This is a genomic window from Sphingobacterium corticibacterium, assembly GCF_004208525.1.
GTDB classification, from domain to species: domain Bacteria; phylum Bacteroidota; class Bacteroidia; order Sphingobacteriales; family Sphingobacteriaceae; genus Sphingobacterium; species Sphingobacterium corticibacterium.
This window is the reverse complement of the sequence record NZ_SGIT01000007.1, coordinates 106707-130392: the sequence shown is the minus strand read 5'-3', so window position 1 is coordinate 130392 and position 23686 is coordinate 106707. Positions and strand designations below refer to the sequence as shown.

Sequence of the window (23686 nt, the reverse complement as noted above, 5' to 3'; positions counted from 1 at the left end):
AGACCACTTAGCTGATTTGGGTGAACTTGTTGATTGTGATACACGGCCAATTATTTAGAATTAATCCACATAATAACTATATTTGCACCAATTCAATTGCAACATAGCATATAGTGAAAAAGAATACACTTTTTTTTCAGGATAAGGACTCTTCCGATTGGTTAGACGAAAAGCGTTTCAACGAGCTTTTTGCCGAGTATTGGAGAAAATTGTTCGGTTTCTGCAGGCATCACGTACGCGATACAGAAGTATCCAAAGAAATCGTACAGCAGGTATTCCTTTCGCTATGGGAGCGTCGCAAACAATTAGATATAAAGGTCAATATCGGCCACTACTTGTTTGGAGCGGTTCGGCTGTGTATAGCACATCACTTCCGTGAGGAGTCGTATCGCCAAGATAAACTTGCGTGCAATAGTCGTGACTCCTGCGACATAACAAATAATACAGAAGAGACTATTCATTTTGAAGACCTTAATCGCTATATTGAATCATTAGTAGTGAAGCTTCCGTGCCGCTGTCGTCAAGTTTATACGTTGAGCCGTAACAATGGACTAACTATTCCCGAAATAGCTAATGAACTAGATATATCCGTAAAAACTACCGAAGCCCATCTCACAAAAGCGCTAAAGTTTCTCCGAACAAAAATCGAATTAAAAGAGATATAATATCTCAACTGTATATCAGCAACTTACATAAAAAAGGTTTTTTTTTCTTATTCTCACTAAGGGTAAAAGCTAGCTTTTGCAACTGTTTGTTTTAAAAAAGCGACAAAATGGAAATAGATCCAGAACTCTTACACAGGTATTGGAAAAAGGAATGCACACCCAGCGAAATACAACAGGTGGAGCGTTGGTTGGAAGCCGGGGAGCCAAATGTGGAGTATGGAGTTGGGGACGATTTGGACGAGGATGAACTTCAACAAGAGCTTTGGTCACTATTGAAATCCAAAAAAAACATATCGTCCGCAAAATCGGATGTAAAAAAAACACAGCGCAAAAATATTTCTATAAGACGCCCGAATCCATTTTTAACTTCTGGCATTGCCGCAGCGCTAGTGCTACTCGGTCTCTTGCTATTTATATTCCAAAATCGATCCAATCAAAATCCAGAATTAACTATTGCTCAATACAAGGAAATCACCGTCCCCCAAGGAAAAAAAATGACTATAACACTTAACGATGGCACGAAAGTATCCTTGAATTCGGGCAGCACGTTACGATATCCTGAATCGTTTAGTGTTAACAGAAGACATGTTGTTTTGGATGGAGAGGCTTTTTTTAATGTAGCCCATGACTTGACGCGTCCGTTCATTGCAGAAACAGCACGCTCGAACACCCGTGTATTGGGTACACAGTTCAATCTCCGCGATTTCGTTAATGAAACAAACAGCAGCATCGTTGTTAAAGAAGGTAAGGTACTGTTTAGCGGTACAGGATGTGCCGATACACTGATTTTACAAGCCGACGAACGAGCTGTATTTTCGGAAAATGGTATACACAAGACTAAAGGACAAATATCGGGCTATATAGATTGGCTGGAAAACACCCTTTACTTCAATGATATAACACTGGATGAAGCGGCCCTCATGATAGAGCGCTGGTACGACATAAACATCGAACTTGATGATCCCATGTTAGCCAGATTAAAAATAAAAGGAAGTTTTAAGCAAAAATCACTACAAGAATTGATGAACGACTTAGCTTTTTTGCTGAATCTGCACTACCGTATAGACAAAAAAGATGTTTTACTTTATAAATAAGCATATATGAAAAATCCGAATCCTACTTAGTTTGAAATCAATAATCAAAATTAGACATAAAAAACCCGGTGCTTCGTCGCCAAACTCATCACCGGGCAATTGCAATTGACAGTTTATTCAAATATCAAATTACAAGTTACCAAAAATATGAAATATTCATCAGGAAGTGATACCTCTCTACCATTCCTATTCCATTCAATCCTAATTTCTTTTCTCGTACTAATCTTTAATTTCGTAGCATACGCCGCTCAAACGGATATACTCCAAAAATCCATAAGCCTGCAACTCGGGAATACGACCGTTGGAAAAACGCTGGAAAGTATAGAGGCACAGACCGGTTATGCGTTCAGCTATAGTTCAAATCTAATTCATACCGACCGCAAGGTGTTCGTATCCTATAGAGATACTCCACTACAGCAAATACTTCAAGATGTACTTGGTGATGCGGCGAGAGGTCTGCGGGTAGAAGGTAAACAAATCAAGATACAGCCTTCAGCTGGCAAAGGCTCCGTAAAAGGGTCGGTACGCACCATAGATGGGCAGTCCGCGGGCTTCGTAACAGTCGGCATTCGCGGTCAACGCAGTACGCAAGCTGACGATCAGGGACATTTCTCATTGGAAAACGTTCAAACTGGAACTTATGTCGTTACCGCCAGTTACATCGGGTTAAAGACACAACAGCAAACCGTGACCGTAGAAACAGGTCGTATAACCAGTATTTCCTTTACTTTAAGTGAAGATGCTAAAACATTACAGGAAGTGATCGTGGAGGGTAACCAGATCAATAAACCGGTCGATAAGGATACAGAATATGTGGCGAGGATGCCATTGAGTAATCTTGAAAATTCACAAGTGTATAGCATCGTCGATCAGAAATTGATGAAGCAGCAAGTTGCTTTCAATGTCAGTCAAGCGGTTAGTAATGCAGCTGGAGCTGTCCCCACGGAACACGATTCTGGAGGACTTACGGTATTGACCCGTGGTTTCCGAACGGGTATTAATGCTCGGAATGGCATGGAAACAACTTCCAGTCGCACCTCTGTGGATATTGCCAATATCGAACGCATTGAGGTATTGAAAGGTCCTTCAGGAACACTCTTTGGCTCATCCATTTCCTCATTCGGTGGAGTTGTCAATGTGGTGACTAAGAAACCTTTTGCTCAACGCCAAACGGAAGTTTCCTACACCGCGGGGAGTTTCGGGCTAAATCGTCTCAGTGCAGATATCAACACACCGTTGAATGCAGACAAAACAGCATTATTCCGAATCAATACTGCAGCTAACAAGGAAAACAGCTTCTTAGATGCCGGATTCAACAACACTTTTCTATTAGCACCCAGTTTACGTTATCAAGTGAACGAGCGTCTATCCTTTGCTGTCGATGCCGAGTTCTATGCTGTCCATAAAACCCAACCATGGTACTCCATGGGCAGCGCGGAAACAGGTTTCAAGACGCCGGCGGATCTGCCCATTCCTTACACCAACAGTATGCTTAGTGAAAGTGCCGATGCCAAAAACACAACGACCAAAGTGTTCGCCGAATCCCGTTATCAGTTTTCAGAGAACTGGACATCGACTACCCTATTTTCGTTTGCAGGCGAGGACATCGACCATAGTTACCAATTGTTTGCTTCATGGTCATCGCCCACCAAGATGACCCCAATGATAACAAATTATGGACCGATTACCCAGAATTTCGTAGGCTTACAACAAAATATTAACGGGCAGTTTAACACAGGCGCTGTTCGACATAAGTTGGTCGTAGGCGCAAACTATCGATTCTTTGACAGTAACTATTCCATTCTACGCGGAACGCTTGAACCGATTGACATTACGGAATCTTACGAACCCTTGCCCAAATCGAACATAGACCCCTTTCTAACGGAATCCAGATCCCCAATAGCAGATCAACATACAATTAGTGCCTACGCATCCGATGTGGTCAATTTCACTGATCGCCTATTGCTCATGTTGAGCCTTCGGTTGGACCATTTCAACCGGAAAGAAATTGTCGGTACCGAGGGTTTCAACCAGACGTCTTTCGCCCCTAAACTTGGCATCGTTTATCAAGTGATTAAAAATCAACTTTCCTTTTTTGGTAACTATATGAGTGGATTCCAAAACGAAGCCCCGGTAAACCAACCTGATGGGAGTCGACTAATACTCAATCCGACGTTCGCGAATCAATCGGAAGTAGGTGTGAAGGGCGAATTTTTTGATAAAAAGCTAAACCTAACGACTAGTTACTATAATATCGCTATTGATAATGCGGTCAATTATGGTAACGATGGCTTTGTTGTACAGGGCGGCAAACAAATAAGCAAAGGGATGGAGTTTGAAATCATCGCCTTGCCGATACCAGGTTTGAACATCCAAGCCGGATATGTCTATAACGACAATCGCATCACCGAAAATATTGACCCTGCAATAACCGGAAACTTTGCTACTGACGCACCGCAACATGTCGCAAACACTTGGTTATCCTATACCCTTCAGCACAGTTTGCGCGGGCTTGGAATAGGAATTGGCGGAAACCATGTAGGTAAATCGTATCTATTTTCGGATAACCAATACCATACTCCAAGATACACAGCTTACCAAGCAACTATGTTTTATGAACAATCCAAGTGGAGGATTGGCGTCAAAGTTAACAACCTGACTAATGAACGCTATTGGGGTCTATGGGGTATGCCACAGGCGCCGCGTAATGTAGCCGGAAATCTTACTTTGCGATTTTAGCTGAGATGGCAAAACAGAAAAAAAAAAGGAAAAAATCGATTTTCAGAAAAATTGTTGAATGGCTGCACCTTTGGTTGGGACTTGCTTCCGGAATTGTGGTTTTCGTGGTGTGTCTGACGGCGGCGGTATGGGTATTTCGTCCAGAGATAGAGAGATTTACATTAACACATTTTCGGACGCAGGAAAGCGAACAGCACTATCTACAGCCTTCCCTCTTGCGAAAACTTGCAGATGCACACCTTTCTGCAGCGGAAGTTACGATGAAGTCAACTAGCCGTATTTTCTTGGGTAAAAAGGGATGGAGTGCTAGCGTTAATTACCAAGATGCAGATGGCGGGTATGCAACTGTCTATCTCAATCCTTATTCTGGAGAAGTGCTTTATCTGGAAACTGAATTACCCGCCATTACCCGTTTTATGCTTTTCCTACGTGCCGGACACCGCTTTTTTTGGCTACCGCCAGAAGTTGGCAGTCCGTTAGTAGGTGTTTCCTGCATTCTCTTCCTTATCACGCTCATCACGGGTTTGATTTGGTGGTATCCGAATAAGTGGACCAATTCTACACGCCAAAAGAGCTTCAAGGTGAAGTGGAATGCGAACTGGAAACGTCTTAATATTGATCTACACAACGTGTTGGGTTTCTACTCGGTTATCGTAGCGATTATCTTGACCATTACCGGTATCTACTACAGCTTTTCTTGGTTTAAGGAAGGTTATCATCGTCTGCTCACTGGTAAAACGGAAATTGGAAGTACATATCCCTACGAAATTACTCCGCCGATAAGTAAATCCACATCATTCGACCCAGCCCTCAATCACCCCGAAGATATCATCTGGCAGGAAATAGCAGAATCAGCGGGAATATATGAGATAGACCTCATATTACCCGCTGATACCACGTCGCCATACACGGTTTACATTAATCCTGACGTTACCAAAGAGGGTTACTACTACCGTATGTATGCGAGATACTTTGACCAATATACATTAACAGAAATTCTACCAGCAGGCAAACGTCACACCCCCTTTGAACAATTGTCTAGCCCCGAAAAAATTTTCCGAGCCAACTATGAAATTCATGTGGGTTCTATTGGAGGCTTACCAACTCGGATATTAGCTTCAATAGTATCGCTAATCGGCGCTTCGCTTCCTATTACCGGTTTCATAATTTGGTATAACCGAAAATGGGGTAAAATGAAGAAAAAAAACACCACAAAACAATAACACTATAAAAAAAAACACACATAACCATCAAAAAACACCATAAAAAAAAACCAAAAACACATAAAAAAGACAAGTAAAAACGAAAAAACATAAATTTACCCATAAAAAACACTAAAAAAAATAATTTTAAAATTGATTTTTAAAAATACTTAAGTATATTTGACTAAATAATTAGCAACACCTACGTATTTTTATACTCAAAATCATGAAAAGACTAACAAAATCAACAATTAACTTCAAAAAAATATCACTTTTTACAATATCATCCCTAATTTTAACAACAACACAAGCAAATATTCCAAAAAAACACACAAAAGAATCTTTTTTTACAAACAAATCCACAGACAACAAACTAAAATCAACCCCTCCTAACCGACCACATGTATTACTCGAGGTTCCATACTTGGAAAATATACGTAAGTACAGTCTATTAGATATAAACCATCGTAAACAGCAAACAGAAAAAGATTCTACATTTAGACCTTCGATTCAAATCGGTGCACTAATACACATGTTTGCTTCTACTCAACAAGACGGTTATTCGGCCCCACACACGGCACCAGAACCGAAATCATGGGGCAAGGGCTTTTCTTTATACCGTGCGCGTGTACTAGTAGGCGGCCAGTTATCCAAGAAAGGTAGCTTTTTTATAGAGACAGATCTGCCTTCCATTATTGGCTCGAGAAATGCTGACGGCACAAAAAACGTGAAAGTATCTCAGATTATTTTGGACGCCCAATACCAGCATGAATTCACAAACGCGTTTCAGCTTGTCGTCGGAAAACAACTCGTTTCCAACAATCGAAACGGCCTCCAAAGTGCAGCAACGTTACTGACTAATGATTTTTCTTACTTTCAATATCCCTACAACATGTTTGAAGATAGTCCATTGCAGGGCAACTTCGGACGGGATTTAGGCGTGAATGCGCGGGGATTTCTATTTAAGGATAAATTTGAATATCGTATCGGCGTATTCACCGGTCGTATTGTAGATGAAAAAGATCCATTGCGTTACGTTGGACGCCTCGCCTATAACTTTCTGGATAAGGATAAGGATTATTACTACGCCGGTACCAATCTCGGCCAACGGAAAGTACTTACATGGGGCCTAGGATACGACACGCAAAGCAGTTATCATAATTATAGCAGTGACCTCTTTTTAGATTATCCGGTCTCGAACGACGGTTCCATAACATTAAGTGCGGCTTTTCAGTATATGTCTGGCGGCACATCAACCGGCAAATATTCTTTTGCAACATCGATACCAAAGCAAACGGTTCAATTTCTAGAGCTAGGATACTACTTCAAGAGCACTCGCCTACAACCCTGGATCAAGTATGAAAATAACCAGGTGAAAGCCGAATCTATACAGGCTGGCGAGATTGACCTCGACCGTTTTGATAAATTGAATTCGGGATCTGTAGTTGGCGGAGGGTTAAATTACTTTTTTAACGATTTTGGAACAAACCTTCGCCTCTCCTATACGACACGTAGTTATAATGTAGAAAATACAGCCACAGCAAAATTTGAAAAACAGACATACGGACAGTGCTGGCTGCAACTACAGTTTTTTATTTTCTAATTACACTTTGACACACCTTAAAATATAAACGACATGAATGTTAGACTAAAATCTCTATTAAAACCCGCCACTTTATTAATCGGAACAGGCGTGCTGTTACTTGCAGCTTGCAATTCAGGAAACAGTAATAAATCCGCCACGGAAACCAGTGGTGAAAATACGGTAAAGGTCGGTATTTTACATTCGCTAAGCGGCACGATGGCCATATCAGAGGTTTCGCTTAGGGATGCCGTAGAGATGGCAATCGATGAAATTAATAACGATGGTGGTGTATTGGGGAAACAGATCGAACCCGTAGTAGTCGACCCCGCGTCAGATTGGGATTTATTTGCCGAGAAATCGAAAGAACTGCTGATCGATAAAAAGGTGTCAGCCGTTTTCGGATGCTGGACTTCCGTTTCCAGAAAATCGGTGCTACCGGTATTTGAACAGCAAAATGGTCTGCTTTTTTACCCGGTACAATACGAGGGCGAAGAGAGTTCCAAAAATGTCGTATATTCAGGAGCTGTACCCAATCAGCAATTAATCCCGGCAGCGCAATATTTAATGAGTCCTGAGGGGGGCAGCTATAAACGTTTCTATTTACTGGGCACAGACTATGTTTTTCCACGTATAGCCAATAAAATACTAAAATCTTACTTATTGACGAATGGTGTTCCACCCGAAAATATCATCGAGGAATATACGCCATTCCACCACCAAGATTATCAGACGATCGTGTCTAAAATCAAAAAGTTTGCCCTTGGTGGCAAAGCCTGTGTACTATCCACTATCAATGGTGACTCCAACATTCCTTTTTATAAAGAATTTGCCAATCAAGGACTGACGGCGGTCACATGCCCTATAATGGCATTTTCGGTAGCAGAGGACGAGCTGCGGTCTATGGACACGGAATTTTTAGTAGGTCACTTAGCCGCTTGGAATTATTTTCAGTCGATGGATACACCAGAGAACAAACAGTTCGTCGAAAATTTCAAGAAATTTTGTGACGAAAATAAATTACCTGGAGGAAGTAGCCGCGTCGTAGATGACCCGATAACGTGGGCTTATACCAATGTTTATCTATGGGCTAAAGCTGTAGAAAAAGCAGGGTCATTTGAGGTAGACAAAGTGCGCGAAGCACTTTTGGGCCTATCGTTTGATTCTCCTGCAGGAACTGTAACAATGGACAGCAAACTAAACCACCTGGCCAAACCGGCGTTGATTGGGGAGATTAAACCTGATGGACAGTTTGATATCATATGGCAGTCGGAAGGATTGATAGAACCGCAACCCTTCTTCGATTTTGGTGGAGCAAAATAAGATTTCATGATGACCAACAATGTACAAGCACTAAAAACGTTTATCTGGGGAATACTATGTTGTTTCTTTTATTTAACGACATATGGTTCCCAGGATTCGATCACCGTTTTCATGCAACAGGTAGCGAATCCTTCCGGCGAGGTTGATAGATCTGAGGCAATCCAAAAATTGCTTCAACAGGACAATCCAGCTGTTTTACCTTTTTTGGCCGCCGTACAAAATTCCACTTTATATATATGGAAAGACGAGCTTGTAGTCGCTCGTAAGGATGCTGATACACCAGAAGGATATATGCTGCTCCGAAAGTTATACCCAACATACACCATGGTATTAGACGACGAGCAGCAACCTTTATCGGTTTCACAGGAAGAATTACAAAGCGTACCTATCGCACGTCCCGATCGTCTGTCAGTATCAGGGTTAGGCGTTCGAACAAATCTGTTCAATCCGAATACACAGATACGAGCAGCGGCCTACCTCGAGGCTCTACAATCCGATGATATAGCACCGGAACTTTTATCTTGGGCGCTCTCGCATGAGGACGACCCCAAGGTACTGGTGGCCGGACGGGAAGCATATTGTTATTTTCAGATGACGAAGGCAACAACTACCAGCGAAATAACGGCATGGGCGGATTCCCTATATAATACTGGTGGCAACAATACACTTCAGCTCTTACAAAATTTCACGAAACGGGACGGGTTGCCTGAAGACGCATCTGCCTATCTCCTATCCAAAGCAGAAAAACTGGCCGCAAAATCCGCTTGGATAGAGCGCATACAAAACGCTTTCAGCGGACTCAGTTTAGCGAGTATCCTTATTCTGATTTCGCTTGGCCTAGGAATCGTATACGGCTTAGCGGGTATCATCAACATGGCACATGGCGAATTTTTGATGATCGGTGCTTATGCGACGTTTAGCGTACAGCTCCTTTTTTCCAATGTATTCGGAATACAATCCTCTGACTGGTTCTTTCTGGCGGCGCTGCCCCTATCGTTCATTGTAGCTGGATCGGCCGGACTTCTATTAGAAAGGCTGGTCGTGAGACGCCTTTATGCAAAACCACTTGATAGTCTGTTAGCGACCTGGGGAGTTAGTTTAATACTTATCCAACTTGCGCGATGGATATTCGGCGATATGACGGCTGTCAAATTGCCCGCCATACTTTCGGGTGGAATCTACATTAACCCGCAGCTCGTACTTCCGTATAACCGACTGTTTATCATTGTGCTGACGTTGATCATCGTAGCACTCGTATACTGGGTTTTAATGCATACGCGTCTCGGACTTCAGATCCGCGCAGTCACGCAGAACCGTAACATGAGCGCCTGCTTAGGTATAGATACCAAACGCGTCAATGTAATCACTTTTTTCATGGGATCGGGATTAGCGGGTCTAGCTGGCTGTGCAATGACGCTGATCGGGAATGTCGTTCCAGATATGGGGCAGTCTTACATCGTCGATTCTTTCCTCATGGTCGTGATAGGTGGTGTGGGGAAAATTGTAGGCATCATTGTATCAGGATTAGGAATTGGCATCTCGTCCAAGATCCTCGAAGCGTTTTTTGAGGCTGTATACGGCAAGGTTACCATCTTATTTATCATCATGATCTTTATGCAGTTCCGACCCAAAGGGTTATTTCCTGACAAGGGCCGGTCAGCCGAAGAATAAAATCAAATATGTACATCATTAAACTACGGCAAACATGTTATTAAAATCGGATAAAATTATTCCTATTGTATTTTTATCGTTCTTTGCTATACTCCTCCCGCTGGGGTATAGCGCAGGGCTGATATCCGTGAACAGTATATCATTATGGGGGCGTTATTTTTGCTTTGCGATAGCTGCACTGGGCATCGACCTCATTTGGGGGTACACCGGCATCATGTCCATGTGCCAAGCCATTTTCTTTTGTCTGGGCGGATATGGTATAGGCATGTATCTTACACTCCAGGCGGATTCATCACCCGCGTTTCTGCCTGACTTTATGTCGTGGAATAACTTAACGGAACTTCCTTTCTTCTGGATGCCTTTCCAAAACTTTATTCCTACGCTATTATTGGGACTTCTTATTCCAGCAGCTGTGGCGTTCATCATAGGATATTTTATCTTTAGAAGCCGCATAAAAGGTGTATATATGGCTATCATTACCCAGGCGCTGGCGCTTTCGGTATACCTATTATTTATACGCAATGAAACGAATATGGGCGGCACCAATGGTCTTACTAATTTTAAGACATTACTGGGTTTTGATCTCAGCCAGCCTGCTGTCAAATTAGGCTTATATATGGTATCCCTAGCTACGCTCGCTGGTGTATATCAGATCTGTCGGCATATTGTTGGATCAAAGTTCGGAAAGGTGTTGCTTGCCATCCGGGATAGTGAATCTAGGGTGGGTTTTACCGCCTATAGGGTACTCCATTATAAACTAACCATTTTTATTATTGCAGCGGTAATAGGCGCCATAGCCGGCATGCTATATGTACCGCAGACAGGGATTATCACCCCCGGCAGAATGGATGTTAAAGCGTCCGTGGAGATGCTCATGTGGGTAGCACTTGGCGGACGGGGCCATCTCAAAGGGGCAATCTTGGGCGCCATATCAGTCAATTGCCTGTATAGCGTCTGCACCACGGTATTCCCGGAAGGTTGGCTATTTATTTTAGGTATATTATATGTACTTACGGTGCTGTACTTCGATAAAGGCTTTTTAGGATTGTTCGAAAAGCTGGCTATCCGTGTGGGACTTAAGTCGCGAAAGACCGCAGCAGCACCCCTCCCCTAAATCAATAATCATAAAATGATAGATATGTTATTAACAGTAAAAGATCTTTCGGTGTCCTTTGGAGGATTGCAGGCGTTGAATCTCCACAATTTTTCTCTAGCACCCCGAGAACTGCGCGTCATAATAGGTCCGAACGGTGCCGGCAAGTCTACGTTTATGGATTTGCTGTGTGGTAGAACCAAAGCTGATCACGGCACCGTATTTTTCGATGGCAAGCAGATTTTGGGCATGACAGAAATACAGATTGCGGAGATGGGCATTGGACGCAAGTTCCAGAAGCCTTCGATATTCCCGAGTTTATCGGTATATGATAATATGTTGCTGGCGACAAAAATGAAAAAGAGTGTGCTTGCCTCTCTCTTCTTCAAAATGGATAGTGCTATCGACGATAAGATACGTCACACGGCTGTGCGGGTTGGTCTACACGGTGTATTAGATAAATGTGCAGGTGAGCTTTCGCACGGACAGAAGCAGTGGTTGGAAATTGCTATTGTGGTCCTGCAGGATCCGAAACTCATGCTGATCGACGAGCCCGCAGCGGGAATGTCTGATAGGGAAACGGAAAAAACCGGAGAACTACTTCTCGAATTATCGACGCAGCACGGTGTAATCGTTATAGAGCACGATATGCACTTTGTCAAACAGATTGCCCAAAAAACCGTGACCGTACTTGTCAATGGACAACTGCTCACAGAAGGTACATTTGAGGAGGTAAGAAACGACCAACGTGTAATCGATAGTTATCTCGGAAGATCGAATTCAGAACGAATAAAAGCCAGTATATGAACGAAGAAATAATATTGTCTGTCGACCGCGTGAAAGCCGCATATGGACAAAGCACCATCTTATGGTCTGTGGACATGCAGGTAAAAAAAGCAGCGGTTACTACCGTGATGGGACGCAATGGTGTTGGAAAGTCAACGCTGCTGAAAACCATTATGGGCTTGGTCAAGGCACAGGAAGGAAACATAGATTTTAATGGCACGTCCATCGTAAACCAAGCTTCCTATAAAATTGCGAAAGCTGGCGTAGGTTACGTGCCGCAGGGCAGGGAAATCATCCCTAAACTGACTGTACGCGAAAACCTACTTCTGGGGCTAGAAGCAACAGCAGACTACAAAGCAAAAATGACCGAGGAAGAAATCTATGATCTTTTCCCTGTACTCCAGGAGTTTAGAAAACGGCTTGGAGGTAACCTCAGCGGCGGACAACAACAACAGCTTGCCATAGCCCGAACGCTAATCAGCGCTCCCAAACTTTTGCTCCTGGATGAGCCGACTGAAGGTATCCAACCCTCGATTGCATATGAAATAGGTGACATTATACGAAGGCTCGTATCTGAAAAAAATCTATCTGTTTTACTGGTCGAACAGAAAATAGATTTTGCGAAGCATGTTTCCGATCATTTTTACCTTATGGATAGAGGGAAGATGATAAAAAACGGTGTAGCAGGTTTATTCGATTTCGGAGAATTACAGGAGCACATAGCGGTATAGAAATAGTATTTACAGAAATTTAAAACAGTTAAAAAGCATGAAATTATCCCCAAAAGAAATAGAAAAGCTCATGCTGCATAATGCAGGATTTGTAGCACAAAAAAGATACGCGAGAGGTATCAAATTAAATTATCCGGAATCTGTGGCGCTGATAGCCACACAGCTGCTGGAGTTCATCCGTGAAGGTGAATCCGTAAAAAACTTGATGGAGAAGGGTCGGGAAATACTTGGATTTGACGATGTGATGGACGGTGTGCCTGCATTGCTCGATACCGTTCAAGTTGAAGGTACGTTCCCTGACGGCACAAAATTGGTTACAGTGCACCAACCCATCAATCGATCGGCGATCGACAATGGTTTTGCACTCTACGGGTCCGGACTTACACGAACGGGTACGGAAAAGGTAATTAATAACAGCACTACGGCTTCTCCTGGTGAATCTTTTGTAACAGCAGGAGAAATAGAACTCAATGCTAAAAAATCTACTGTAGAAATATCCGTATATAATGCTGGAAATCGCTCGGTACAGGTCGGATCTCACTATCCGTTTATTGAAACAAACAAAGTGTTGAAATTCGATCGCCTAGCTACGCTGGGGTATAGATTAGATATTCCTTCTGGTACGGCCATCCGATTTAAGCCAGACGAAACCAAAACTGTACAACTCGTCGAAATAGGTGGCGAAAAAAAGGTGTTCGGTGCCAATGCACTGATTAACGGTTCAATCGAAGGTAGGGTGCAAGAAATAGAAACCATCCTAAAAGACAAGGGCTACATAGAAACAACCGTCTAAATCGTTTACAACATCAGATTATTTAAAAAACTTTAATAAAATGGCACACAAGATATCAAAAACAAAATATGCCGAATTGTTCGGACTGACAACGGGTGATAAAATACGTTTGGGTGACACAAACCTCATTGCTTCCGTAGAGAAAGATCTTACCGTGTACGGCGAAGAATGTATTTTCGGCGGTGGTAAGTCTGTGCGCGACGGCATGGCGCAAGCTACAGGGTTTGAGCCCGACGAAGTGCTGGATATGATCATTACCAATGCCTTGATTGTCGATCATACCGGGATATATAAGGCGGATATAGGCATCAAAGACAACCTGATCGTCGGCATAGGAAAAGGCGGAAATCCACACATCATGGACGGTGTAGACCAACACATGATTATTGGTGCAAATACGGAAATCATTTCAGGTGAAGGAAAAATAATTACTGCCGGCGGGGTAGATACGCACGTACATTTTATCTGCCCACAACAAGCGGAAGAAGCGTTATCGAGTGGCATAACGACACTTATTGGAGGGGGTACCGGACCAACTACCGGCACACTGGCAACGACGATTACCCCCAATGCTACCTATATAAAAATGATGTTGCAGGCGACGGACACTTTTCCTTTGAACATAGGTTTCTTAGGCAAAGGTAGTTCTTCCGGACCGAAAGAATTGGAAGCACAGATAAAGGCTGGCGCAATGACACTTAAACTACATGAGGACTGGGCATCATCGGCTTCCGCTATCGACAATTGTTTATCTATAGCCGATCAATACGATGTACAGGTGTGTATCCATACGGATTCCTTGAATGAAAGTTGCTATGTCGAAGACTCGATCAAAGCGTTTAACGATAGAGCAATACATTGCTACCACATTGAAGGGGCTGGCGGCGGACACGCGCCGGATACTATTACCATGTTGGGAGAACCTAATGTATTACCGTCGTCTACATCACCTACTAACCCGTATACTATTAATACCGTGGATGAGCACCTCGATATGCTGATGGTCTGCCACCATTTGGACAAAAGTATAGATGAGGATGTGGCATTCGCCGCGAGCCGTATCCGAAAACAGACCATTGCCGCTGAAGATGTACTGCATGATATGGGCGCCATATCCATGTTTACTTCTGATTCGCAGGCCATGGGCCGTGTTGGAGAGGTAATATGCAGAACTTGGCAGATTGCGGACAAAATGAAGATACAGCTTGGAAGCCTCCCTGAAGATAGTGAGACTGATACGGATAATTTCCGGATTAAAAGATATATTGCAAAGTACACCATCAATCCAGCAATCACACACGGATGTAGCCACCTTATCGGTTCTATTGAACCGGGTAAACTGGCAGATCTTGTCGTATGGGATCCTCGTTTTTTTGGTATTAAACCTGAACTTACGCTTAAAGGAGGGACTGTTGTACAAGCACAGATGGGAGATCCAAATGGCTCTATTGCAACGACGGAGCCGATATTTTCTAGACCAATGTACGGCGCATTAGGTAGCGCTGTAGGTAATACTTCCATCGCTTTCGTATCACAAGCTTCGGTAGATAACGTGGAAACTTACGGATTAAATAAAATGATCCAACCTGTACGAAATACACGAAATATACGAAAAAAAGATATGGTCTTCAACGATGCTCTTCCGAAAATAAAGGTTGACCCGGATACATATGAAGTAACTGCCGATGGAACACCGATAAGCTGTGAACCGGCAGAAAAACTCCCATTGACACAGCTGTATAGCCTATTTTAGAAATCGCGATTTTCAACAGAAGCCATAGCGGCTTCTGTTGCTTTAAAACAACGGCATGACAGCGCTGCCGTGCGTATCGGACTAACAAAAAAATCCTGTGAAAAAATCTGTAGAAGGAAAGCTATTTAAAAAATTCACATCGCGGTATATCATCGCCTTGTCCATCATTGCATTCCTAACAATAGCGAGCCAATGGCGGATACAGCAACACCTGAGTCGCTCTTTAGACGATTCGCATGTAATCAATTTCACGGCACGTTTGCGCACCCACAGCCAAACACTTAGTAAGACGGCCCTTATGCTGCAAAATGGTTACGATTACGAAAATAGTAAGAAAGAATTTCTGAATACGCTCCGCCAGTGGGAGAAAGTACAAAAAAGCCTGGAAGATGGAAATAAATTTCTCGAATTGCCCACTTACAATTTAGGGGAAATAAAAGAGCTTTTTGAACTGGTCAGTCATCCACGTAATGAAATGATGCTGGCAGCAGAACATATAATCGCTATTATTGATACAACTACTTCGGCAAATCCTACCCTTTTGCGGCCATATGTAGAAACTATACTGAACAATGAACAATCCTATCTACTGGGAATGGATTTAATTGTATTTGAATATGATCGATTTGCCAGAGAGCGAATCAGCCGGCTGAAAGACACCGATTATATTATGTGCGGCGTACTCCTCCTGACAATCACGTTAGAGGTATTATTTATTTTTTATCCGTTGTCCATATATATCAGACGTGTTGTCATCGGATTGGTAAAATCGGAAAAGCGTTCCACACAACTTTCCGAAAAACTGCAGGAGGCTCATGTCGCCATGGAACATTCCTACAATGAAATCCGCGAAATAAATTTTGCATTAGATAAAGCTACCTATCTTGTTAAGATTGATCCAGAAGGTAAGATCCTCTATGCGAATGAAAAGTATGGCCACGTTACGCGGTATACGATGTCTCAACTGCGTGACAAATTCATATTTTACAATAACACGACTGCGAGCGAATGTATCATCTACGAACATATACGCCATCCGAAAAAACGTTTCGAGGTGTGGCAGGACGAAATCTTTGATTATGCATCTGATGGAAGTGGATTCTGGCTAGATGTGACCTTAATTCCTGTCTTCGATAAAATGGGGAGCCTATATCAATACTTGGTCATTGCGAACGATATTACGAAACGAAAGAACGCAGAACGTGAGAATAGGTTACTCATTGAAGAAAAGCTCAAACGCGAGACGCAGGATAAACATATACGTTCGTTTGCCATTATTAACGGACAAGAGAAGGAGCGCAAGCGTGTAGCCACTGAAATACATGACGGTATTGGGCAAATGCTGACCAGCCTCCGTATGAAGTTGGAACAGATAGCGGATGAAAATAGTGATAAAAGTGCCGATATGCTTGCCGTTAACTCCATGCTCCACAAACTGATTATCGAAACTCGTCGAATATGTGCAGACCTATTACCAAGTGTCCTGGAAGATTTCGGCCTGCTATCTGCCATCGAGGATCTTATTAAGACGTGTAAGGATGCAGATCGTTCCATTTCTTTTGTGCTGGAGAGCAATATTGGGCAGAAAATACTCTCGCCGGAACTTGAAGTTACATTATACCGTATTATGCAAGAAAGCCTAAATAATATTATCAAGCACGCCGAGGCTACTTTAGTGGAAATATATGTTGATACTTCGCAAGATTTTCTTAATTTAATCGTCAAAGACAATGGCAGCGGCTTTTATTTTGAAGAGAACCACTTATATGACCCTAACAGAACGCGTAAGATGAACGGTTTAAAAGGCATGAAAGAACGCGCTGAACTATTGGGCGGTATATTCACGCTCGATACAGAGCCGGGGAAAGGAACAACTGTTGTACTAGAAATACCATGTTAACATGAACACAGCGATTAAAGTTTTTTTGGTAGATGATCACGAAATATTCAGGAATGGATTGAAACAACTTATAGACCGTGAAGAAGATATGGAAGTGGTTGGTGAAGCCGCGGACGGCGAGACTGCACTGGAAGATTTGGTCACCATAATTCCGGATGTGATTATCATGGATATCCGAATGCCGGGAATTAATGGCATTGAAACTGCAGAAGCCATATTACGGCTGCGCCCCAATAGCAAAATAATTTTCTTTAGTTTGTATGATAGTCCAGATTATGTAACGAGAGCTTTAGATATGAAAGCCAGCGGATTTATATTAAAAGATACAAGCAATAAAATTTTCCTGAATGCCATCCGTTCCGTTTATGCTGGTCGGTTTTATTTCATTGGTGAAGTAACCGATATTTTAGTAAAAAAATACCTCGACTCCCGAACCCATACTAACGCTAACAAGTTGGCTTCTCCGGGCAGTATATCTCTCTCCAGAAGAGAACTCGAAATAATAAAGATGACGCGTGATCATCTCAGCACAAAAGAAGTCGCTGAAATTTTGAATGTTAGTATTCGTACCGTGGAAGCCCATCGGCAAAACATTCTCCGTAAATTTCACACGAAAAATATGGATGAAGTTTTACAGGCTTTGGATTCAGACGCAAAGGAACTTTCAACGGAATAAGATCAAGTTAACTTAAACACTTAGCGGGAATGGGGCCTATATATGGGTCAAAAACCGTACGGTTTGTCGCTTTTACCGAACACTTTATGACGTAGTGTGATTACACTATGCCGAATAGGTAATCACGGTACAACAAAAAGGGAACACTCCTGCCGAAAAAGTAGACACTGGATCAGATAAACCATTCACTGTATACGATACAGGGATCGCTGCACAGCAAAAAGGGAACACTTCTGCCGAAAAAGTGGACACTAGATCAGACAAACCATTCACTGTATAACAAAAAGGGAACACTTCAGCCCAAAAAGTGGACACTAGATCAGACAAACCATTCACTGTATAACAAAAAGGGAACACTTCAGCCCAAAAAGTGGACACTAGATCAGACAAACCATTCACTGTATATGATAAAGGGATCACTGTACAACAAAAGGGGAACACTCCTGCCGAAAAAGTGGGCACTGGATCAGACAGACCACTCACTGTATATGATAAAGGGATTACTGTATAACAAAAAGGGAACACTCCAACCCGAAAAGTGGACACTAGATCAGACAAACCATTCACTGTATATGATAAAGGGATCACCGTACAACAAAAGGGGAACACTCCTGCCGAAAAAGTGGGTACTGGATCAGATAAACCATTCCCTTTATGTGACAAAGGGATTGCCAAAAACCGTGGACCGTTCGGTTTTTAGTGGAAAACATCTGTGTTTACGCTTATCATTTATGTACCTTTTTAATTTATGGATCTATCTCCGGATCGTGTTTTCTGACTAAGATCTAATAACTTCACTGTTCGAAATTGCACTGGTTGTCCCTCACTTTGCAATGCAATAAAACCATTGTTCAATAATTTACCGTCGATTTTTTCTTTTGGATCGTGACCATTGACCACAGATCCACCGATTTGGGGTTTTGAATACTGCAACACCGTGTCCCCATTGATCACATGTTGAATTACAGAATCCCCATGAACGATAAGTTCTGCCGTAACCCATTGATCGCCATGGTATGTTTTGGATGTAGAATTAATACAATGCTCTTCAGACAGTTTTCCGTTGTACACGACATGCGTGCCAGGAGAACACATATTTCCTGTGGGCCTTTCTTTCCCATCTCCCAAGCCTCCAAGAAATTGCATCTCAATAGATATTGGCCAATCTTGATTTTTAAGCATTTTACGAGGATCTTGGGAATGAAACATAATCCCACTATTACGTAAAGTATAGCTTGGTGCTCCCTGATGAAGTTCGCCAACAAACCGATACTAGGCAATCAAATGGTAATGAGAAAATGGAACTTTGTAATATAAATGACCAAACTGATCGTTAAAATCACCGTATTGATCATAACTTACTTTTAGAATACCACTATCCACCCCGAAGGTTTGCCCATAGTTTACGCCAAAGTCGTGACCGTTTATTTTTACAAACCAGTCGTCTAAATCTTTTCCATTAAAGAGCGCTATCCATTCTTCATCATTTTTTTGCGATTTCGAGCTGTCGCAAGCATTCATAAGAACACTCATACAGATTAATATAATAGCATACTTCATAATTGTATTTCTTTAATATCTTGCACCTTTATCGTTGTCTTCTTCCCTTTTGACCCTTTACCTTGTAAAAAAGTCCCGTGTCCCAAATATAATATAAAATCGGCTCCTTTCTCACTCCCTACAGCATATGAGACAAAAGCTGCCCCACATTTTGGGAGCAGCTTACATAAACTAAATCCTATCTATTAATTTGCGTCTGGTAGGTGTACAAATTGTTTTATACGCTCGGTATCTAGGATACTATTTATGTATTCTAAACCAATCCACATCCATCCACGAACGTATTGTATTATGTTCCTTATTCAATATAAACATTCCCATTTTTGCACCAACCCACTTCCCTTGTCTAGCTTGAAATTGTTCCCCGACCGGCCTAAATTCTTTCCCATCAACGCTATACAAGAATTGACATACCCCGCCATCAGAAACTTCCATACGTAGATGTATTTCGGTCGCTTCCAATCGGGTTTGGTAATTATATTTCACCTCTGTATGTAGATTTTTGACGGATAGTACTTCCACTAATTTTTCTTTTCCTTTTTGCTCTGCATCCTCACAAACAGCTTGACCTATTGTATACCCCTCCTTTGTTTTACGGAGTGCAATATAGCTATAATCCCAGCCCATCATAATCAAACCAGCCTGATCGCCTTCATTTTGCAATATAGCAGTAAGTTTCACAGTAGCTGTAAATTTTGGAGCAGGTAACTTTTGTAACAACAAATTAGGAATGTTCCAAAAGTTTGTATATCCATCCGGAAAATATTGTCCATACAAGCGTATATAGCCATTGGTCGATGGGAATCCCCATCCTTGTTGCGGGTTGGCATGCCATTGCCATTGTAATCCGAGCTTCGCCGCATTGAAATCATCACTTTCTACCGGCGTTACCATGGGGTATGTTTTTCCGACATCCGGTTTACGATACGTGGTAACCGGTTCGCCACAATAATCTTTATCATTTATGCCCATTACCGGCCAGCCATCTTTCCACTGGACAGGCTGCAAATGCGTCACACGACCATATGGCCCTTTATCTTGAAAATGGATAAACCACCATTCACCCGTTTGCGTTTGTACAAGTCCGCCTTGATGCGGTCCGTTTATCTCCGTTTTTCCCTGATCGAGAACCCGTTTCACCTCGTAAGGGCCATATACATTTTTGGAACGTAACGCGATCTGCCACCCCATTTCTACCCCACCTGCCGGTGCCAGCAGATAATAATAACCGTCCTTCTTATAAAACTTGCCCCCTTCTATCGTATGATTGATACCATCGTTACCATCAAAAATCAGGCTTTCTTCACCAATCACATTTTTTCCCGTTTCGTCCATTTCACAAACAGTCATCACGCTATTAAACTGCGCACGGCTCCCTGCCCAAGCATGCGTTAAATAGACTTTACCATTATCATCGAACAGCGGACTTGGATCGATACGTCCCTTGCCCGGTAATACTAAGATTGGTTTATCCCAAGGTCCTAGAATATCTTTTGTCTTAACCACATAAATACCAAAATCCGGATCGCCCCAATAAATTATATACTCACCCCTATGGTAACGGATACAAGGCGCCCACACGCCTTTTCCGTGCTGAGGTTTATCAAAAAATCCTGTTGGCACTCCTTCGAGATTCAAATCCCCAAGTGCGTAATTGACGATTTGCCAATTCACTAAATCCTTGGAATGTAATATGGGTAAACCGGGCACGCTGTTAAAGCTTGAGGCCGTCATATAATAATCGTCGCCCACACGTATAACATCCGGATCAGAATAATCCGCATATAAAATAGGATTCTTATATGTACCATTACCTTGATCGGGAACCCATGTTTGTGAAACTTGAGCGTTAAGTCTTAGTGATGGCATTATGTAGCAGAAACCTATACAGGCTACTATAAGAAGTTTATAAATAGTTAGTTTTATCATCTTATCCGTCTTCTATATCTAAAGTCTTCTATATCTAAAACTGTATTTCGCCGAAATCTTGTGCTTTTATAGCTACCTTCTTTCCTTTTCCCTTTCGGATAGTTATCGGTCCTTCAGCATGCACATAATATTTCCCTTCACGGTATTCCAATACTGCATTCGTCGGTATTTCTGATGCGATATTTAAAAACTCATGTATCACTAGTAATACTTTAGTTTACTTCTCAGGCGTAAAAACAGCAACATATCCTCCAGAATTAGCCATTTTTATTTTCAGAGGTTTATCCGATCCAAAACGTATTTTCTTTTTATTAAGATTTGTCGGCTTTTTATTCGCATCTTTTCCATCTTCCCAATACTCAAGGATGTATCTACCTTCCGGCAAAAAAGAAGTCTCAATCTCAATTGTTCGCTGTACGCGATTATTCATTGCGCCAACAAACCATTGTTTACCCGATCTTTTTGCCATAACAATATACTCTCCGGGATAACCATCAATGAAACGAGTATCATCCCAGACTGTTGGTACTATTTTCAGAAAATCCGCTCCTGGCTGACCCAATACATATTTCGGATGTTCACTGAAAACAGTCAATGGACTTTCATATATAATGAATTTTGAAAGTTCCGCACAACGCGTATTGGCGATCAGTGTTGGACTCTGTTGTTTAAAACCTTCGCGAGTAACATTCAAAAAACCTCCAGGAGTATAATCCATTTGTCCGGCGAGCATACGTGTAAAAGCAAGTGTTATATTATGCTCCGGTATTATCCGATTACTGAATTTTGAATACTCTTCACCTAACACCCCTTCACGAGTAATCATATTGGGATAGGTACGATCGATGCCATCGGGTTTATAGGCCCCATGAAAGTTTACTAATAATTTATGTTCAGCAGCTTTTTTGATTATTCTCCTATACCAATTTACCATTTCTTGATCGTCTCTATCCATAAAATCGATCTTTATACCAGCTATACCCCACTTCTCATACAAAGCAAAAGCTTCTTTATAGCTATCGTTTTTATTTACATCGGTATTATACAACCATAACCAACAACGTACATTCTTAGAACGGGCATATTCCAAAATTTCCGGCATATTGAGTTGAGGAGCAGGCTTCGTAATATCTGCTTCCGGTCTATTAAAGGGACCGTACCATTGCCAATCGATAAGCATATAAGGCCATCCTTGTGCAGCCGCCAAGTCTATGTACTCTTTAATCACATCCATCTCCATCTTCACTTCTCCACTCCACCAATGGTCCCAGGCAGACATTCCCGGCTTTATCCAGGAAGGATCTTCAATGGCACATGGAGGGTTCAGCCCATGAATGATTTCAGACTCAATAAACTTCCCAGGATGATTTCCAATCATTAATACGCGCCAAGGTGTTTGCGTCTTTTCCACAAAGCGAGTTTTGACCCCGTTTTCATTTTCGCCCGGCAAAGGCGAAAGTTTGGTGGTCAACATAATCTGACCTACGTTGTCCTCAGCTGATTTTCCAATATAAAATCCGGAAAAATCGTCTATATTTGCTTCTGTAATGGCTACATAGTTTTCTTTATCAACCTCTACCAGGAACGGTAATCCCGCAACAGTAGTTGTTGCTAGGTCGGTAAGAGCAGTTTTTACAAATTCCGTTTCCTGTGAGGATGTATAAGGTCTCGGATATTCAGCTACCCACCCAGAAGATGTTTCAGGAAGTGAAAATCCCGTTAGTTCGCGTGTAATTTGCCTGTTACCGATTTTCCGCCCGCCATAAAGCTGATACCGGAAGGCTACCCCGTTATCATAGACCCTAATAAAAAAATCCATTTGCCGTCGGTCTCCTTTCGTCTCTTTAAAACTTAGCTTAGCTTCATTCCATATTAAGGAGATACTTGAATGTTTGTTTTTCACCACAGGCACCCAAGAATCTTTTTCCAAAGAAACATTTGGAACGTTGAGTAAAGACATTCCGCTTTTCATAGGTTCTTCATTCTTAAACTCAAAACCTAATGGTGAATTGTCTATTAATAACTTATCATGATAAGTTATTGAGTAGAATAACTCATTTTCATAGTTTACCTCCATTTTAATACTTCGGTCCGGAGATGTAATTTGGAACTTCTGTGCAGACGTGCTTAGCACGATCAGCGAAAGGAAAAACGTTAAATACTTTTTCATCTTATATCTTTTTGTTAAT

The 23686-nt window shown here is 42.1% G+C and carries 18 protein-coding genes and 1 pseudogene; 14 read left to right on the top strand and 5 right to left on the bottom strand.

What is annotated here, in order from left to right; translation table 11 throughout:
• The first annotated feature begins 113 nt into the window (after nt 1-113).
• The 14 genes from EWE74_RS20890 (at nt 114) to EWE74_RS20825 (ending at nt 18008) form a co-directional block, all read left to right on the top strand.
• Entirely contained in the window at nt 114-665 is a 552-nt protein-coding gene (locus tag EWE74_RS20890; protein ID WP_165384786.1) for an RNA polymerase sigma-70 factor, read from the top strand.
• 107 nt (nt 666-772) lie between these two features.
• Nucleotides 773-1759 carry a FecR family protein gene (locus tag EWE74_RS20885; protein ID WP_130143600.1) on the top strand — a complete coding sequence of 329 codons (987 nt, stop codon included), beginning with the start codon at nt 773-775 and terminating at the stop codon, nt 1757-1759.
• A 147-nt stretch (nt 1760-1906) separates the two neighbouring features.
• Entirely contained in the window at nt 1907-4498 is a 2592-nt protein-coding gene (locus tag EWE74_RS20880) for a TonB-dependent receptor (RefSeq protein WP_130143599.1), read from the top strand.
• A gap of 5 nt (nt 4499-4503) precedes the next feature.
• Nucleotides 4504-5721 (top strand): PepSY-associated TM helix domain-containing protein, encoded by a 1218-nt coding sequence (locus EWE74_RS20875; protein WP_130143598.1) that lies wholly within the window; start codon nt 4504-4506, stop codon nt 5719-5721.
• A gap of 511 nt (nt 5722-6232) precedes the next feature.
• Nucleotides 6233-7303: a hypothetical protein gene (locus EWE74_RS20870; protein WP_130143597.1), complete on the top strand. Its 1071-nt coding sequence runs from the start codon at nt 6233-6235 to the stop codon at nt 7301-7303.
• A 33-nt stretch (nt 7304-7336) separates the two neighbouring features.
• On the top strand, nt 7337-8605 hold the full coding sequence (gene urtA / locus EWE74_RS20865) for an urea ABC transporter substrate-binding protein (protein WP_130143596.1): 1269 nt from the start codon (nt 7337-7339) through the stop codon (nt 8603-8605).
• Between the two features lie 6 nt (nt 8606-8611).
• Complete coding sequence (urtB, locus tag EWE74_RS21250) at nt 8612-10276, top strand: urea ABC transporter permease subunit UrtB (protein WP_206365323.1); 1665 nt, start codon at nt 8612-8614, stop codon at nt 10274-10276.
• A 34-nt stretch (nt 10277-10310) separates the two neighbouring features.
• Nucleotides 10311-11390 (top strand): urea ABC transporter permease subunit UrtC, encoded by a 1080-nt coding sequence (gene urtC / locus EWE74_RS20855; protein WP_130143595.1) that lies wholly within the window; start codon nt 10311-10313, stop codon nt 11388-11390.
• A 24-nt stretch (nt 11391-11414) separates the two neighbouring features.
• Nucleotides 11415-12176, top strand: a complete 762-nt coding sequence (urtD, locus tag EWE74_RS20850) for an urea ABC transporter ATP-binding protein UrtD (RefSeq protein ID WP_130143594.1) — start codon at nt 11415-11417, stop codon at nt 12174-12176.
• Entirely contained in the window at nt 12173-12886 is a 714-nt protein-coding gene (gene urtE / locus EWE74_RS20845; RefSeq protein ID WP_206365322.1) for an urea ABC transporter ATP-binding subunit UrtE, read from the top strand. The genes urtD and urtE overlap by 4 nt, the downstream gene beginning before the upstream one ends.
• Before the next feature lie 37 nt (nt 12887-12923).
• Nucleotides 12924-13679 carry an urease subunit gamma gene (gene ureA / locus EWE74_RS20840; RefSeq protein ID WP_130143593.1) on the top strand — a complete coding sequence of 252 codons (756 nt, stop codon included), beginning with the start codon at nt 12924-12926 and terminating at the stop codon, nt 13677-13679.
• A 40-nt stretch (nt 13680-13719) separates the two neighbouring features.
• The gene (gene ureC / locus EWE74_RS20835) at nt 13720-15432 is read left to right on the top strand and encodes an urease subunit alpha (protein WP_130143592.1); all 1713 of its coding nucleotides are present in this window, start codon (nt 13720-13722) and stop codon (nt 15430-15432) included.
• 97 nt (nt 15433-15529) lie between these two features.
• A complete protein-coding gene (locus tag EWE74_RS20830; protein WP_130143591.1) occupies nt 15530-17332 on the top strand; it encodes a sensor histidine kinase in 1803 nt (600 codons plus the stop codon).
• 1 nt (nt 17333) lies between these two features.
• On the top strand, nt 17334-18008 hold the full coding sequence (locus EWE74_RS20825; protein WP_130143590.1) for a response regulator transcription factor: 675 nt from the start codon (nt 17334-17336) through the stop codon (nt 18006-18008).
• 741 nt (nt 18009-18749) lie between these two features.
• Here the strand turns inward: EWE74_RS20825 and EWE74_RS21405 are convergent.
• The 5 genes and pseudogenes from EWE74_RS21405 to EWE74_RS21245 all read right to left on the bottom strand — a co-directional run.
• Nucleotides 18750-19229 (bottom strand): annotated as a pseudogene (locus EWE74_RS21405) (3-keto-disaccharide hydrolase); the annotation flags it as partial.
• Nucleotides 19230-19280: 51 nt separating this feature from the next.
• The gene (locus EWE74_RS21400) at nt 19281-19541 is read right to left on the bottom strand and encodes a DUF1080 domain-containing protein (RefSeq protein ID WP_239018741.1); all 261 of its coding nucleotides are present in this window, start codon (nt 19539-19541) and stop codon (nt 19281-19283) included.
• Between the two features lie 267 nt (nt 19542-19808).
• Nucleotides 19809-21437: a glycoside hydrolase family 43 protein gene (locus EWE74_RS20815; protein WP_239018740.1), complete on the bottom strand. Its 1629-nt coding sequence runs from the start codon at nt 21435-21437 to the stop codon at nt 19809-19811.
• A 94-nt stretch (nt 21438-21531) separates the two neighbouring features.
• Entirely contained in the window at nt 21532-21699 is a 168-nt protein-coding gene (locus EWE74_RS21160) for a hypothetical protein (RefSeq protein ID WP_165384785.1), read from the bottom strand.
• A 15-nt stretch (nt 21700-21714) separates the two neighbouring features.
• A complete protein-coding gene (locus EWE74_RS21245; RefSeq protein ID WP_130143588.1) occupies nt 21715-23667 on the bottom strand; it encodes a glycoside hydrolase family 97 protein in 1953 nt (650 codons plus the stop codon).
• Nucleotides 23668-23686 lie beyond the last annotated feature (19 nt).

What these genes read in the sequence shown, in the direction of transcription:
- EWE74_RS20885 (WP_130143600.1), top strand. Translation starts at nt 773, where the DNA reads ATGGAAATAGATCCAGAACTCTTACACAGGTATTGGAAAAAGGAATGC.
- EWE74_RS20880 (WP_130143599.1), top strand. Translation starts at nt 1,907, where the DNA reads ATGAAATATTCATCAGGAAGTGATACCTCTCTACCATTCCTATTCCAT.
- EWE74_RS20875 (WP_130143598.1), top strand. Translation starts at nt 4,504, where the DNA reads ATGGCAAAACAGAAAAAAAAAAGGAAAAAATCGATTTTCAGAAAAATT.
- EWE74_RS20870 (WP_130143597.1), top strand. Translation starts at nt 6,233, where the DNA reads ATGTTTGCTTCTACTCAACAAGACGGTTATTCGGCCCCACACACGGCA.
- urtA (WP_130143596.1), top strand. Translation starts at nt 7,337, where the DNA reads ATGAATGTTAGACTAAAATCTCTATTAAAACCCGCCACTTTATTAATC.
- urtB (WP_206365323.1), top strand. Translation starts at nt 8,612, where the DNA reads ATGATGACCAACAATGTACAAGCACTAAAAACGTTTATCTGGGGAATA.
- urtC (WP_130143595.1), top strand. Translation starts at nt 10,311, where the DNA reads ATGTTATTAAAATCGGATAAAATTATTCCTATTGTATTTTTATCGTTC.
- urtD (WP_130143594.1), top strand. Translation starts at nt 11,415, where the DNA reads ATGTTATTAACAGTAAAAGATCTTTCGGTGTCCTTTGGAGGATTGCAG.
- urtE (WP_206365322.1), top strand. Translation starts at nt 12,173, where the DNA reads ATGAACGAAGAAATAATATTGTCTGTCGACCGCGTGAAAGCCGCATAT.
- ureA (WP_130143593.1), top strand. Translation starts at nt 12,924, where the DNA reads ATGAAATTATCCCCAAAAGAAATAGAAAAGCTCATGCTGCATAATGCA.
- ureC (WP_130143592.1), top strand. Translation starts at nt 13,720, where the DNA reads ATGGCACACAAGATATCAAAAACAAAATATGCCGAATTGTTCGGACTG.
- EWE74_RS20825 (WP_130143590.1), top strand. Translation starts at nt 17,334, where the DNA reads ATGAACACAGCGATTAAAGTTTTTTTGGTAGATGATCACGAAATATTC.
- EWE74_RS21400 (WP_239018741.1), bottom strand. Translation starts at nt 19,541, where the DNA reads ATGAGTGTTCTTATGAATGCTTGCGACAGCTCGAAATCGCAAAAAAAT.
- EWE74_RS20815 (WP_239018740.1), bottom strand. Translation starts at nt 21,437, where the DNA reads ATGCCATCACTAAGACTTAACGCTCAAGTTTCACAAACATGGGTTCCC.
- EWE74_RS21245 (WP_130143588.1), bottom strand. Translation starts at nt 23,667, where the DNA reads ATGAAAAAGTATTTAACGTTTTTCCTTTCGCTGATCGTGCTAAGCACG.